This is a genomic window from Rouxiella sp. T17 (genome assembly GCF_036663475.1).
GTDB lineage: Bacteria > Pseudomonadota > Gammaproteobacteria > Enterobacterales > Enterobacteriaceae > Rouxiella.
This window is the reverse complement of record NZ_JAWUEA010000042.1, coordinates 131,370-145,727: the sequence shown is the minus strand read 5'-3', so window position 1 is coordinate 145,727 and position 14,358 is coordinate 131,370. Positions and strand designations below refer to the sequence as shown.

Annotated in this window: 9 protein-coding genes; 3 read left to right on the top strand and 6 right to left on the bottom strand. The window is 55.5% G+C overall.

What is annotated here, in order from left to right; genetic code table 11:
• Positions 1-16 precede the first annotated feature (16 nt).
• From SC206_RS21260 to SC206_RS21250, 3 genes are all read left to right on the top strand, one after another.
• A complete protein-coding gene (locus SC206_RS21260; protein ID WP_332740586.1) occupies positions 17-1,336 on the top strand; it encodes an MFS transporter in 1,320 nt (439 codons plus the stop codon).
• 74 nt (positions 1,337-1,410) lie between these two features.
• The gene (locus tag SC206_RS21255; protein WP_332740584.1) at positions 1,411-2,721 is read left to right on the top strand and encodes an MFS transporter; all 1,311 of its coding nucleotides are present in this window, start codon (positions 1,411-1,413) and stop codon (positions 2,719-2,721) included.
• 10 nt (positions 2,722-2,731) lie between these two features.
• Complete coding sequence (locus SC206_RS21250; protein ID WP_332740582.1) at positions 2,732-3,778, top strand: cyclase family protein; 1,047 nt, start codon at positions 2,732-2,734, stop codon at positions 3,776-3,778.
• A 142-nt stretch (positions 3,779-3,920) separates the two neighbouring features.
• Here SC206_RS21250 and SC206_RS21245 read toward each other — a convergent pair whose 3' ends face one another.
• From SC206_RS21245 to nirB, 6 genes are all read right to left on the bottom strand, one after another.
• Positions 3,921-4,616, bottom strand: coding sequence for a DJ-1/PfpI family protein (locus tag SC206_RS21245; RefSeq protein WP_332740581.1), 696 nt, complete (start codon positions 4,614-4,616; stop codon positions 3,921-3,923).
• A 43-nt stretch (positions 4,617-4,659) separates the two neighbouring features.
• Positions 4,660-5,115, bottom strand: coding sequence for an RrF2 family transcriptional regulator (locus SC206_RS21240; RefSeq protein ID WP_332740580.1), 456 nt, complete (start codon positions 5,113-5,115; stop codon positions 4,660-4,662).
• Positions 5,116-5,163: 48 nt separating this feature from the next.
• A complete protein-coding gene (locus tag SC206_RS21235) occupies positions 5,164-6,441 on the bottom strand; it encodes a globin domain-containing protein (RefSeq protein WP_332740579.1) in 1,278 nt (425 codons plus the stop codon).
• A 65-nt stretch (positions 6,442-6,506) separates the two neighbouring features.
• Positions 6,507-7,367 carry a uroporphyrinogen-III C-methyltransferase gene (gene cobA / locus SC206_RS21230; RefSeq protein ID WP_332740577.1) on the bottom strand — a complete coding sequence of 287 codons (861 nt, stop codon included), beginning with the start codon at positions 7,365-7,367 and terminating at the stop codon, positions 6,507-6,509.
• Entirely contained in the window at positions 7,364-10,084 is a 2,721-nt protein-coding gene (locus SC206_RS21225) for a nitrate reductase (RefSeq protein WP_332740575.1), read from the bottom strand. Before SC206_RS21225 ends, cobA begins: the two co-directional genes overlap by 4 nt.
• Positions 10,081-14,343 carry a nitrite reductase large subunit NirB gene (gene nirB / locus SC206_RS21220; protein WP_332740573.1) on the bottom strand — a complete coding sequence of 1,421 codons (4,263 nt, stop codon included), beginning with the start codon at positions 14,341-14,343 and terminating at the stop codon, positions 10,081-10,083. The genes SC206_RS21225 and nirB overlap by 4 nt, the downstream gene beginning before the upstream one ends.
• Positions 14,344-14,358 lie beyond the last annotated feature (15 nt).

Below are 14,358 nucleotides of genomic sequence, written 5' to 3'. Positions count from 1 at the left end.
GTACCGGGCTACTATTATGAATAAAGTGACATCTCGCACACGAATTCGGTGGTGGATTGCAGGTCTTATGTGGTTTGCCATCGCGATTAATTATATTGACCGAACCGTGCTTTCGGCCGCCGCGCCGCACCTGATTTCCGAGCTAAACCTGACACCCGAAATGATGGGTTTAATCATGGCAGCCTTTTTTTGGTCATATTCGCTGCTGCAAATTCCCGCTGGCTGGTTTGCCGACCGATTTGGGCAGAAAAAAGGCTTGGGTCTGGCCGTGGCCTGGTGGTCAATCGCCACGTCATTAATGGGCATGGCGACCGGTTTTAAATCGCTGCTGGCGATGCGTCTCGCATTAGGGATTGGCGAGGCGGCGGCCTACCCGAGTAATGCAGGCATCACCGCCCGTTGGTTCCCCGATCACGAGCGTGCGACGGTTTCCGGACTGTTTGACAGCGCCTCGAAATTTGGTGGCGCTATCGCCATGCCGTTGATTGTGTGGATGATCTACATGGTCGATTGGCGCTTAACCTTTGCGATTGTCGGCGGCGTCGGCGTGATTTGGGTCATCGCCTGGTACTTTATTTACAGCGATAATCCCGAAAGCCACAAAAGCATTAGTCAGGAAGAAGTCGCACTGATCCGTAACGGCCAGAAACTCAAGCATGGCGATAAGAAAGTCCTGCCGATGAAATGGTACAAATTGCTGCGCTATCGCAACATTTGGGCGATGTGTCTCGGATTTTTCACCATTAATTACACCTCGTACTTCTTTATCACCTGGTTGCCGACCTATCTGGTGAAAGAGAAAGGGATGGGCTTTATTCAGATGGGCATGGTGGCCGCGCTGCCGCTGCTGTGCGGCATGGTTATCGAAGTCATTACAGGCTGGGCTTCTGACCGCATGGTGCATAAAAAAGTCCTCTCCCTCACAGCCACTCGCAAACTGTTTTTAACCATCGGCCTGCTGATGGCGCTGTGTATCGGCTTCGCGCCGTTTACCGAATCGGTTTACATGACCGTATTTCTGCTGTGCGTCGCTAAATCTGGCACCACCGTCGCCGCATCTCAGGTTTGGGCATTGCCGGGTGACGTCGCACCGGAAAACAGTGTCTCTATTGTGGCGGGTCTTCAAAACACGATTTCCAATCTCGGCGGTGCCGTCGGGCCAATCGTGACCGGCGCGATTGTCGCGGCGACCGGTTCGTTCAATATGGCGCTGGTATTATCCGCTGCGCTCGTGGTGATCGGTATTATTAACTATCTATTCCTGATGGGAAAAGTTGAGCCGATTGTCGAACAGCAACCTGAGGTTCGCCATCCGGCTTCCGCTCGACACGTTTAACGCTTCACCGCTTCTGAAAGGAGGCGGTACTTCGCCTGTTCCTACACAAAATAATCAGGTTATTGGAGTCCGCTATGTCGATAAATTTACCAGGCAGTGCTGCGTCGGTTGCGACCGGCGAAAAAACGGCGACGGGGAAAATGCGTTACGCCATTCTGAGCGTGTTATCCGTCGGGATCGCCATTAACTATATCGATCGCGCCGCCATGAGCGTGGCAATTCCGTTTATGTCGAGCGATTTACATCTTTCCAGCACGGACAGCGGCCTGCTTTTGTCAGCATTTTTTTGGAGTTACGTACTGTTTCAACTGCCGGGGGGTTGGCTCACCGACAAATTTGGTCCGCGCATCACGTTAGCAGTGAGCAGTTTAGGCTGGGGTTTAGCGACCGCGTTCTGCGGCCTTTCGCACAGCGTCTCGGCATTGGTCGGTTTTCGTATGCTGCTCGGCGCGGTCGAAGCGCCGAGTTATCCGGCCAGTTCCTCCACCGTCTCCCGCTGGTTCCCGCGTCAGGAGCGCAGTTTTGCCGCCGCGACCTTTAATAACGGCAGTAAAATTGGTGGCACGCTTGCGATTCCCATTATTTCCTTTTTGATAGCTGCCGTCGGCTGGCGAATGACCTTTGTCATCTCCGGCGTGATTGCCATGGCTTGGGCGATCGGTTGGTATTTGTGGTACCGCGACCCGCGCCAGCATAAAACCGTGAACCGTGAGGAGGTCGAATTTATTGAAGCCAATCAGGAAGCCGCGACCGGTGCGGCAATGAGCATTCGCCAACTGCTGCGCCAGCGCACCGTACAGGCGATGATGTTCGGCTTCTTTTGCGTCAACTTTGTCTCCTACTTTTTCTTCACCTGGTTTCCGACCTATCTGGTCGAAACGTTCCACCTTTCACTAATGAAATTCGGCCTGCTGGGCATGTTGCCGGGCATTGCCGCGATTATCGGCGGCTGGTTTGGTGGCCTGCTGTCAGATGGCTTGGTGCGTCGTGGCGTATCATTAAATGTCGCGCGCAAAATTCCGTTGGTATTTGGCATGATTGGTAGTTCAGTGATTGGTCTTGCCGCCTTCTCGCCTACCGTAACGCTGGCGCTGGCGGCGCTGTGCTTCGCCAACTTTTCAGCCACCTGCGCCTCGGCGGCACTTTGGGCGCTGCCTTCTGACGTCGCGCCAAATCGCGCCAACGTTGCCACCATTGGCGGAATTCAAAATATGGCCGCCAATATGGCAGGGATAATTTCGCCGATATTGATTGGTATTTTGATGCAGTTTACCCACTCGTTCGTGATCCCACTGGTGCTGGCTGGCATTGTCGGTTTATTGGGCGCTATCGCCTACGGCTGGTGGTTACCTGAAGTTAAACCTATGCATCAGCCAACGGCCTAAGGAGAAATACGTGACACAATCGCGATGGAAAAAACGTCCGCAACAGTCGACTTGGGGTGATTTTGGTCCTGACGATCAGCTGGGTCGGCTGAACTTGTTAACGGCGGAAAAAGTGCTGCAAGGCGTGGCCGAGGTTAAAACCGGCAAAACCTTTTGCCTCAGTTTGCCGCTGGACCTGCCGGGCGGCACGGCGATGAATCCACGCCGTCCGCCGCCGACGCTCAACGCCACGCGACGGGGTGAGCATCCAAACATGACTTATCCGCTCTCGCGCGACAATGCCCAACTCAGCGATATTATTTGTGACGACACAGTCACCCTTGCGCTGCAATATTCGACCCAATGGGACAGCCTCGCGCACATGGGGCAATGGTTTGATGTGCAAGGCAACGGCGAGCCAGAAATGGTGTTTTACAATGGTTACAAGGCGGGGATTGATATTGTCGGAGAAACCGATTTTCGCGCGGGATGTGGCTGCTCGCAAGGCGCTCATCTTGGTGCAAAAGCGTTGGGCATCGAAAATATGGCCAAGCACGGTTTTCAAGGTCGCGCGGTAATGATTGATATCAAAAAGCATTTTGGCATTGAGCGCTTTGCCTTTGGTTATCAGCATCTACAGCAAATTATTGCCGCCGACAATATTGAAGTTCGTGCGGGAGATATGGTCTGCTTTCGTACCGGCATGGACGAGGCAATTTATCAAATGGCGGGAACGCCCGACGCTGACTATTTAGCGACGCATTTTGCCGGGCTGGATGGCAGCGATCTCGCGCTGCGCCAGTGGGTGGAACAAAGTGGCGTGGTGGCGCTGATTGCAGATAATCCAGCGGTAGAAATCTTGCCCGCACGCCCTCTAAACGATGATTTTTACCCTTCTCATCCTCTGCACGACCTGTGTCTGTTCAGGCTCGGCGTCTATCTGGGCGAGCTGTGGCATTTGAGTGAATTAGCTGACTGGTTGAGCGACCAACGGCGCACGGCTTTCTTACTCACCGCCCCGCCGTTGAGACTCCCCGGCGCCGTGGGTTCGCCCGCCACGCCTGTCGCAACGGTATAAAAAGAAGGCAATAACCTTACTAGCCGGCCAGATTAAGTTTGGCCGGCTATTTATTTAGAGGTGATAGTTTTAACTGTTATTGGTGGCAGTAATTGATTAACAAAAAATTCGTGGCAGTAATTAATTAACAAAAAATAGAGTTTTACTGCGTCAGTTTTGCCGCCGCCTTCAGGGTCGCCGCCCGCCTTTTCTCGATAAAAGGCGCTAATCTTTCTCTTGCCTGTTTAACCTGTTCAGCGGGAGCCGAACGTGGCGAGCCGGTGTTAAATGGCGGCTCAGGATCGTATTCCATACCGAGCTGAATATTTTTCGCCGTTTCTATCCCATATATTTCGGCCACTACGTGCAGTGCAAAATCGATACCTGAAGTAACGCCCGCGCCGGTAATTCTATTTCTATCTCTTACTACGCGTTGATTAATGGGTTCGGCACCTAATAACGCGAGCTGGTCTAAAGAGGCCCAATGTGAAGTGGCTTTATAACCTTGCAGCAGACCTGCTGCGCCGAGAATAAGCGAACCTGTGCAGACTGAAGTCACCAGCCTAGCCTGTTGACTCTGTTGCCTGATAAAGTCTAGCGTCTCTTCATCATCCATAATCGCTATTTGCCCGGGGCCACCCGGAATGCAGATAATATCCAACGGCGGACAGGTGTCGAAAGTCTCCGTCGGCACTATCGCCATACCACCGTTGGAGACCACAGCATCACGCGTTTTCCAGATTAAATGCACTTTTGCATTGGGTGCACTAATGAAAACTTCATAAGGCCCAGTGAGGTCAAGCTGTGTTAAATTCGGAAAGAGAAGCAGGCCAATCGTTATCTCTGGAAAATCGGTCATTTAGGATTCCCGTTAGTTAACAACGTTGAGGGTCAAGACATGGTTATTCCAATCTCACCACGTCGATTAATTGCAGTTCCGTGAGAAGTGCGGGATTTCGGACGGCGTCGGCTAGCGTATATTGCTCGAGATAGTCAAAAAATACGTTGAGGGCATCGTGGAGCAGGGATTTCAATTTACAGACCGGATTCAGGACGCAATAAGGGCTGTCGCAATTGACCAGCGAATGGGATTGATCAACGTGCTCTTCCAATTGTCGGATCACTGACCCCAAACGATACTCAGAGGGCGCTTTGGCTAATACTACGCCGCCGCCTTTGCCACGGGTTGTCGTGACCCAATTCATCCTGGCCATAAAATGCACCACTTTCACCAAATGGTTTTTTGAGATATTTAGCCGCTGGGCCATTTCACTGATAGTAAATGGCGAGGCGCGTTGAGGTTGCGTCAAATAAATTAACGTCCGCAACCCTAGGTCAGTAAATTGATTTAGTTTCATAGACTCTTAAACGCCCTTCTTCCCTGAAGAGCATTATTTCTGCAAAAGTTAAACGCCGCCGGTGGCAAACGCTTCACTGTGAATATGTGCCTCTGGAATACCTTTCTCAAGCAAGGCCTTTTTCTGCTGATGCATAAACGGCACGGGTCCGCATAAATAGTAATCAGCCTCTTTAGGCAAATACTCGGCGGGCAATTGATTAAGATCCAACCGGCCCTGCTGATGATAATCTCGCCCTAACGCGTCGGCTTCAGTAATCTGCTCATAGGCGTAGTAAACGTGGAGATGGTTATTTTTTTCACGTAACGCGTTAATTTCATTACGCATTGCATGAACCTCTGCACTTCTCGCCGCGTGAATGAAGTATAGAGGTTTTTTACTGCCATTTGAATCTAAAGCCGCGTGATCCGTATTATCGACGCTCGCCATGGCATCGCTGGTTATTGTCTTTTCAGCCACTAACTGTTTCAGCATCGCGACCATTGGAGTAAGGCCGACGCCCGCGCTAATTAAGACGTTGGTCTTATCAGGATTAATCAGGAAAAAGTTGCCGGTCGGCGCGGTTAATTCGACGGTGTCGCCCTGCTCTACCCGATTATGCAAGGTGGAAGAAACATACCCCGGATCCTGGCCTTCAAGGCGAGGCGTTTCATTCTTAACCGAGATACGTAAATAGTTACCTGAAGGGCTATCGGATAAACTGTACTGGCGCGGCTGTTTAATGCCCAGTTCCGGCACCAGAATACGCAGCGAAATATATTGGCCCGCTTTATACGTCGGCAAGGCTTGTGCATCTTCGGGAATAAGGTAAAAGGAGGTAATCTCGTCACTCTCTTTTACTTTGCGATCGACGATGAAATTACGCCATCCCAACCAACTGCCTTCAGTCTGAGCATGATTTGCATACAGGCTTTTTTCGGTAGCAATAAATAAGTCAGCCAGCTGTTGATACGCTTTACCCCACGCGGAAATCAGCGGATTATCCATCGGAATATCCAGCACTTCACTGATCGAATAAAGCAGATTTTCACCGACGATATTATAATCCGGTGCCTGAATATTCAGGCTCACGTGTTTATGGCAGATCATTTCAACAACGGGTGCCAACACCATAGGGTCGTCGATATTTTCGGCATAGGCCAGCACGGCGCCTGCCAACGCTTTTGCCTGCGCCCCACTTCGCTGATTGCCCACGTTAAAGGTCTCTTTTAACTGCGGATTATTCTTCAACATACGTTTATAAAAGTAGTCGGTTAACGCCACGCCATTTTCGCGCAGCACGGGCACGGTGGCTTTGATTTGCTCTTTCTCTTGCACGGTCAACATACATTTCTCACATCGATATTAAACATGTATTAAATATACACCTTTAACTATTCGATTCAAGACTTCTACAGGATCGAGGCGAAAGCAGGCCGTTTTTCAGCCTCGGATTTTGGCGTTTTTACCGCCTCCGTTTGGTACAGTCCGACCACCGCGCCAATAATCAACAGGGCGGGCGTTTCGACATTATGACGTTCGACCAGCATCGTTAGCGTGCCGAGCGCGCCCGTAATAACCCGCTGCTCGGGCTGAGTGCCGCGCTCGATAATCGCCAGCGCCGTGCTCGCTGCCATGCCATGCTGGATAAGACGTTGGCTGATAATCGTGCTGCTCGCCAACCCCATATAAAATACCAGCGTCTGATTCTCGGCGGCCAGCGAGGCCCAGTCGATATCGGGTTCGCCTTGCGCGCCGTGGCCAGTAACAAAACGTACCGATTGCGCCAAACTCCGGTGAGTCAGCGGAATGCCGCTGGCCGCCGCGCAGCCCATAGCGGCGGTAATTCCCGGCACTATGTGGCACGGCACCTGATGCCGCTGACAGTGTTGCATCTCCTCGCCGCCGCGCCCGAAAATGAAAGGATCGCCGCCCTTCAAACGCACCACCCGCTGGCCCGATAATGCCAGCTCGACCAGCAGCTGATTTATCTCCTCCTGTGCCAGTCGATGATTTCCGGGGGTTTTGCCCACGTCGATACACAGCACGTTGGCCGGGATCAGCGCCATTACGGGTGCAGAAACCAGCCGGTCATACACCACCACGTCGGCACTTTGAATCACCCGCAGCGCTTTCAACGTCAGCAACTCGACGTCGCCCGGACCTGCGCCCACTAGCCAGACTTCCCCTCCCCGCACGGGAGAATGCTGCGCGCCCACGGCCAAAAGCTGGGCAATTTGATGAGGATTGATGGCAGAAAGCGTAGCGTTCATTTTGATGCTCCTGTGAGCAGAAGAAGGGATTGCTGGTCGATAATTTTTTTAAGTTCTGGAATACAGGAACCGCAGTTGGTGCCGCATTTAAGCGTATCGCCCAACCCCTGCACGTCGCGGCATCCGGCGGCGATCGCCTGGCTTATTTGCGTTTCACCGACCCCGAAACAGCTGCAAATAACGTTGCCGACAGAGGCTTTGCCCGAGGGCGCAACGCCCGCCAACAGCGCCAATCTTTCGTTGGCGGTTTTAGGCGACTGTGAAAAAGCGGCGATAATTGCGTGCCGATCGACGGTCAGAACGGCGTGGTCGGCCAAGGTATTTTGCGCATAAAATGCCAACGCTAACCCCTGTTCCGACCAGGCGAGGAGGTTAAATCCACGGGCGCCAAAATCGGCAAACTGGCAACGAAAACGAGATAAATCATAACGTTGGTCAAGCCAGCCATACCAATCATCGGGCGTTGAAGAGTCCGCTAATACAAAGTGCGAAACGTCCGGTTGAGCAATGCGGCTCCAGTAACTCACCTCGGGCGTTAATCGTGCCGATTCTTGATTCATGGCCGCCGCGCCGATAAACAGCTCGGCCTGAAAAGCAGCATTCCAACGACAAACATTGACCGGCATCTGCTTGCTTTCAGGCTGGCCCGACAGCGGGTCGGTATGCGCCGCAATCAGCGCGTCGACCCGCGCCTGCTGGCTAAACTGCGCGTTCCAGTGCATCGGCACAAAGACGCTGCCTCGCGGTTGCAGTCTATCGGGCATCGCGCGCAGCAGCAGCCAACCGTGCGACGACGCCACGCGCACCAAATCCCCGGCGTGAATATCCGTCAGATCGTCGGGATGGAACTGGCAATAAGGTTCGCTGATATGCTGCATCAGCCGCGCCGACTTTCCGGTGCGCGTCATGGTATGCCACTGGTCACGCACGCGGCCGGTATTCATGATCAGCGGGTAACTGGCGGAGGTTTTAGTCACGGGCAGACGCGGCGTAATCGGTATCAGCCGCGCCTTGCCATCAAGATGGAAAAATCGTCCGTCACTGAATAAACGCGGCGTGCCGAGCGGATTTTGCTGGTTAACTGGCCATTGAATCGACGCCATGTTATGCCACTCATCGTTACTCAGCTGTGCTAACCCGCTGATATCAAAGGCACGTGAACCCTGATTTTCAAAACCTGACAGCGCGGCGTGCTCGCGAAATATCTCCGCTGGATGCTGATAGTTAAACGCCTCGCCAAAGCCCATGCGCTGCGCCACCTGCGAGATAATCCACCAGTCCGCTTTTGCCTCGCCCGGCGCAGGGAGAAAACTGCGCTGACGCGAAATACAGCGTTCAGAGTTCGTCACCGTGCCATTTTTTTCGCCCCATCCCAGCGCGGGAAGGCAGATAGTAGCAACGCGCTGGGTGTCAGTGTCGCGCATAATATCCGAGACAATGACCAGCGGGCAGCGGGCTAGCCCCGCACGAACGCGATCGGCATCGGGCAGCGAGACCACCGGATTTGTGCCCATAATCCACACCGCCTTGACCTGCCCCTGTTCAATCGCCTGAAACAGCTCGACCGCGTTGAGACCCGGTTTAGTGCTCACATTTGGGCTGTTCCAGAAACGCCCGACGCGATCGACCTCCTGCTCGCTGAATCCCATGTGCGCCGCCAGCTGATTCGCCAAACCGCCGACCTCTCGGCCACCCATCGCGTTAGGCTGGCCCGTGATTGAAAAAGGTCCGCAGCCTTCGCGGCCAATCGTCCCCGTCGCGAGATGCAGGTTGATGATAGCGTTACATTTATCGACGCCAGAACTTGACTGGTTAATCCCCATCGAATAGAGCGTGACCCACTTCTCCTGCCTGGCCAGCAGGTGGTAAAACTGTTCGAGCTGTGCTTCTTCAAGCCCGCAAAATTCGGCGGTGCGCGGCAGCGTCCATTCGGCCACCGTCGCCAGCGTCTCAGCTGCCCCCTGCGTGTGATTGGCAATAAAATCGGCATCCAGTCGCCCGCGCGCGGCCATCGCATTCAGTGCGCCATTAAACAGCGCGGCGTCACTGCCCGGACGCAGCGAAAGATGAAGATCGGCAATGTCACAGGTGGCGGTCTGGCGTGGATCAATCACCACCATGCGCAGCTGCGGACGCTTCTTCTTCGCCTGCGCCAGCCGCTGATACACCACCGGATGCGCCCACGCCGTGTTGGAACCGACCAGCAGCACGCAGTCGGCCTGCTCGATATCCTGATAATTGCCCGGCACGGCATCGCTACCAAAGGCCCGCTTGTAACCGACCACCGCCGAGGCCATGCACAGGCGAGAATTGGTGTCCATATTTGCCGCGCCAATAAAACCTTTCATCAACTTGTTGGCGACGTAATAATCTTCCGTCAGTAGCTGGCCCGAGCCATAAAAAGCCACGGCCTGCGGGCCAAATTCGGCGATGACCTGTTGCAGGCCGTCGGCTACAGCATCTAGCGCCTGCGCCCAGCTTACCGGCTGACGATTAATTTCCGGCTGGAGCAAACGCCCTTCCAGATTCAGCGTTTCTCCTAGCGCGCTGCCTTTAACACACAGTCGGCCCGCGTTGGCAGGATGCTGTGGATCGCCCTGCGCCGCAAAGCCGTGTTCATCTTTCTGCATAATCACGCCACAGCCCACGCCGCAGTAAGCGCAGGTGGTGGACATAGAGGAAGTAGCGGTAGCTTCGCCAGCAATCTCTTGACTCATAGGCTCACCGTGACCGCAATTTCAGCGCGACGATCGGCTATGACGGCGGCGCGCAGCGGCTGTTCGCTGACCCACACCCGGCCCTCTTTGACCTGAACGGGCCACGCCGTAATGCCGCCCTGCGTCGGGTCGATATTGCTGCCATCTAGCAGGCGGAAACGCTGTTTGTAGAGCGGCGAAATAACCACCGGCTCGCCTTTCACGTCGCCAACCAGACCGCGCGCCAGCACGTTGGCTTCGCTATCAGGTTCATGATTACTGACGGCAAACACCTGCTGAGGATGGTCCGGCAGGTGGAACAGTGCAATCTGCTGTTCGAGTAAACGGGCGGCGATGCCCGCGTTGGCCGGAATGGCGTCGAGCGCGCAAATATCGACCCAGCCTTCGACAACATTGAGGTGTTGCGCAATCATCGGCACGCGCTGATTTTGCGCCTCAAAACGTTCCTGCGCGGTGGCCGGTCGCCACTGGTCGCGCTCGGCGATTTTCACTACGGCTTCGTCAGGCTGCTGGCTGTTGATAAACGGCGTAAACTGCGCCATACGCTCCGGCGAAGCCAGCGTGGTTTGCCATTCGCACTGGTACGTTGCCACCACGCTTTCCATTTCTGCTTCAAGCTCCGCGCCGATTTGCAGGCTGTCTTCCAGCACCACCTGACGCAGATAGTCCAGCCCGCCTTCGAGATTATCCATCCAGGTACTGGTGCGTTGGAGGCGATCGGCGGTGCGAATATAGAACATCAAAAAGCGGTCCACGGTGCGGATTAACTGCTCGGTGGTCATGTCCTGCGCCAGCAAATTCGCGTGACGCGGCTTCATGCCGCCGTTGCCGCAAACAAACAGGTTCCAGCCTTTTTCAGTGGCGATCACCCCTACGTCTTTGCTCTGCGCTTCGGCACATTCACGGGTACAGCCCGACACCGCCATCTTGATTTTGTGCGGCGCGCGCAGGCCTTTGTAACGATTCTCGAGTTCCAGCGCCAACGCGGTAGAATCCTGCACGCCGTAGCGACACCAGGTTGATCCGACGCAAGATTTCACCGTGCGCAGCGATTTTCCATAGGCGTGGCCGGTTTCAAACCCAGCGTCGATAAGCTGCTGCCAGATTTCGGGCAACTGCTCGAGCCTTGCGCCAAACAGGTCGACGCGCTGGCCACCGGTAATTTTGGTGTAAAGCGCGTAACGCTTGGCTATCTGGCCGATGGCTATCAGGCCGTCGGGCGTAATTTCACCGGCCGGCACGCGCGGTACCACAGAATAAGTGCCGTCTTTCTGGATATTGGCGAAGAAGCGATCGTTGGTGTCTTGCAGCGGCAGATGTTGCGGCTTCAAGAGGTAGTCGTTCCAGCACGAGGCCAGAATCGAGCCGACCGCCGGTTTGCAAATCTCGCAGCCGTGGCCCTGCCCGTGCTTGTCGATTAGCGCGTCGAAGCTGCGAATATTGCCGAGGCGCACAAGATGATAAAGCTCCTGACGCGAGTAGGCGAAATGCTCGCAGATGTCCTTTTTGACCTCTACGCCCATCGCCGACAGCGCAAATTCCATCACCTGTTTGGTCAACGCCGCGCAGCCGCCACAGCCCGTGGCCGCCTTGGTGCAACTTTTGATTGCCGCCATATCGCCGCAGCCGTCCTGCACCGCCGCGCAAATATCGCCCTTGCTGACGTTGTAACAGGAGCAAATCTGCGCGCCTTCGGGCAAAGCGGCCACGCCAAGGCCCTGCGCCGGACCGCCCGCGCCTGCCGGTAAAATCAGCGATTCGGGTTTGGCCGGCAGCGGCATGTCATTAAGCATCATTTGCAGCAGCGTGCTGTATTCCGCGCTGTCGCCGACCAACACCGCGCCCAGCAGCCGTTTGCGGTCCTGCGAAACCACGATTTTTTTATACACCTGCTCGGGGCCATCAACCCAGCTGTAGCTTTGGCTGCCCGCCGTGCGGCCGTGCGCATCACCAATCGACGCCACTTCAACGCCGAGCAGCTTCAGCTTGGTGCTCATGTCGGCCCCTTTGAAGGCGACCTCGCTGCCCAGCAACGTATCCGCCAGCGTGCGCGCCATCTGATAACCGGGTGCCACCAGTCCAAAAATCTGCCCGTTCCACAGCGCACATTCGCCGATGGCAAAAATGGCCGGATCCGAGGTGCGGCACTGATCGTCAATCACAATTCCGCCGCGCGGACCTACCTCTAACCCGCCGTCGCGCGCCAGCTGGTCGCGTGGTCGAATCCCCGCCGAGAACAGCACCAGATCGGTTTCCAGATGCGAGCCGTCGGCAAATTCCATGCGATAACCGAGCTGTTCGCCGCCGACAATTCCCCGCGTCTCCTTGCCGGTATGCACCTGCACGCCCAGCGCCTCGATTTTATGGCGCAGCATCGTCGCGCCGCCTTCATCAAGCTGCACGCCCATCAGGCGCGGCGCAAACTCCACGACGTGAGTTTCCAGCCCGAGATGGCGCAGCGCGTTGGCGGCTTCCAGTCCTAACAGCCCGCCGCCGACCACCACGCCAACCTTGCCGTTATCCGCGCAGGCCTTAATCGCCGCCAAATCGTCGAGGGTGCGATAGACCAGACAACCCGGCCCGTCGTTGCCCGGGATCGGCGGCACGAACGGATAGGAACCCGTCGCCAGCACCAGCAAATCGTAGGCCGTCTGGCGTCCCTGCCTGTCGACCACAAAACGGTGTTTGCTATCAATATGTTCGATACCGTGCGCCAGACGCAGCTCAATGCCGCTGCTTTCAAAAAATCCTTCTTCCACCATCGACAGCGATTCGGCGCTGCGACCGGAGAAAAACTCGGATAAATGCACCCGGTCATAGGCCGGTGCGGCTTCTTCGGCAAACACGATGACCTGATACTGCTGGTGCAGGTTGCGCTCCACCAGCTGTTGCAGAAAATGATGACCTACCATGCCGTGACCGGCGAGCACTAAAACGGGTTTTGACATTGCCTTGCTCCTGATTACCTGTCTCGGAAACTGAATTTTTTGATCGTTCGAACGGGGGTGAATCTCCCCTTCGGGCGTAACTTGAATCTTCCCTTCGGGCGTAAATAGAGTGGGTATAGAGGCCGTAACGTCGTGGCACTCAAGACGGGCGAGATAATCGGCTCCGTCGCTGGCGTCGCCCAGTAGCAGCACGCCTTTGAGCTGGTTTCGGTGCATCAACAGGCGTCGATAATGACCCGCCAACGGGTCCCAGCTTTTCTGCACCTGATAGCTTCCATCGGCATCATTTTGGTAAGCATCTGCGCCATGCAGCTCGCCGGCGCAAAACAGCGTGATGCCGGTAACTTTTAGCCGCAGCGGAACAATGCCTACGGCGTAAGGTTTGGCGGCCACACCGGCCAGTCGACAGGCCAGCACTTTTGCCTGCTGCCAACAGGGCGCGACCAGCCCGAAGGTGGTGTCGCCGAGCTGACAGCATTCGCCGATGGCAGAAATATTGGCTTCCGAGGTGCGCATTTCGGCGTCGACCAACACGCCCCTTTCACAGCGCAAACCCGCGCGCTGGGCCAACTCAATCGCGGGTTTCACCCCTGCGGCGATCACCACTCGCTCGGCGGGAAGCGAGCGGCCATCCTTGAGCACCACCTGCTGCACGGCATTTTCCATGGTGCCAATAAAATGGGCAGTTTCTGCGCCGAGTAAAATTTGCATCCCGCGCTGCTCAAGCTGAGCCTGTAATTCACGGGCGGCGTGGTGATCGAGCTGTCTTTCCATGAGCCACGCGCCGCGATGAATTAACGTGACCTGCATGCCGCGAAGCAGCAGCGCGGCGGCCGCCTCGATGCCCAAGACGCCGCCGCCAATCACCACGGCGGGCTGCTGCGGATAGAGCATCGATAAAATAGATTCAACATCTTGCTGGGTACGAAAGCCGTAGACTCCTGATAATTCACTGCCTGAAAGCGCCGGAATTACGGGCCGGGAACCCGTCGCCAGCACCAATTGGTCATAGGAAAACCGCTGCTCTCCGCACAAGACCTGCTGCTGCGCGGGCAAGATTTCAGTGACGCGGCAATTCGGGATAAACGTCACCTGATGCTCGGCATACCACGACGGCTCGTGAGTGATAATGTCGGCGAAGGCCTTTTCTCCCGACAGCACCGGCGTGAGCAAAATGCGGTTGTACGCCGTCTGCGGCTCCTCGCCCAGCACCAGAATGCGATAGCGATCAGGTGCCAGCTGGCACAGCTGCTCGACCAGACGCACCCCCGCCATGCCGTTGCCAATCACCACTAAAGTCGGTTTTTCCATCGCGTTCACCCCACC

What these genes read in the sequence shown, in the direction of transcription:
- SC206_RS21260 (WP_332740586.1), top strand. Translation starts at nt 17, where the DNA reads ATGAATAAAGTGACATCTCGCACACGAATTCGGTGGTGGATTGCAGGT.
- SC206_RS21255 (WP_332740584.1), top strand. Translation starts at nt 1,411, where the DNA reads ATGTCGATAAATTTACCAGGCAGTGCTGCGTCGGTTGCGACCGGCGAA.
- SC206_RS21245 (WP_332740581.1), bottom strand. Translation starts at nt 4,616, where the DNA reads ATGACCGATTTTCCAGAGATAACGATTGGCCTGCTTCTCTTTCCGAAT.
- SC206_RS21240 (WP_332740580.1), bottom strand. Translation starts at nt 5,115, where the DNA reads ATGAAACTAAATCAATTTACTGACCTAGGGTTGCGGACGTTAATTTAT.
- SC206_RS21235 (WP_332740579.1), bottom strand. Translation starts at nt 6,441, where the DNA reads ATGTTGACCGTGCAAGAGAAAGAGCAAATCAAAGCCACCGTGCCCGTG.
- cobA (WP_332740577.1), bottom strand. Translation starts at nt 7,367, where the DNA reads ATGAACGCTACGCTTTCTGCCATCAATCCTCATCAAATTGCCCAGCTT.
- SC206_RS21225 (WP_332740575.1), bottom strand. Translation starts at nt 10,084, where the DNA reads ATGAGTCAAGAGATTGCTGGCGAAGCTACCGCTACTTCCTCTATGTCC.
- nirB (WP_332740573.1), bottom strand. Translation starts at nt 14,343, where the DNA reads ATGGAAAAACCGACTTTAGTGGTGATTGGCAACGGCATGGCGGGGGTG.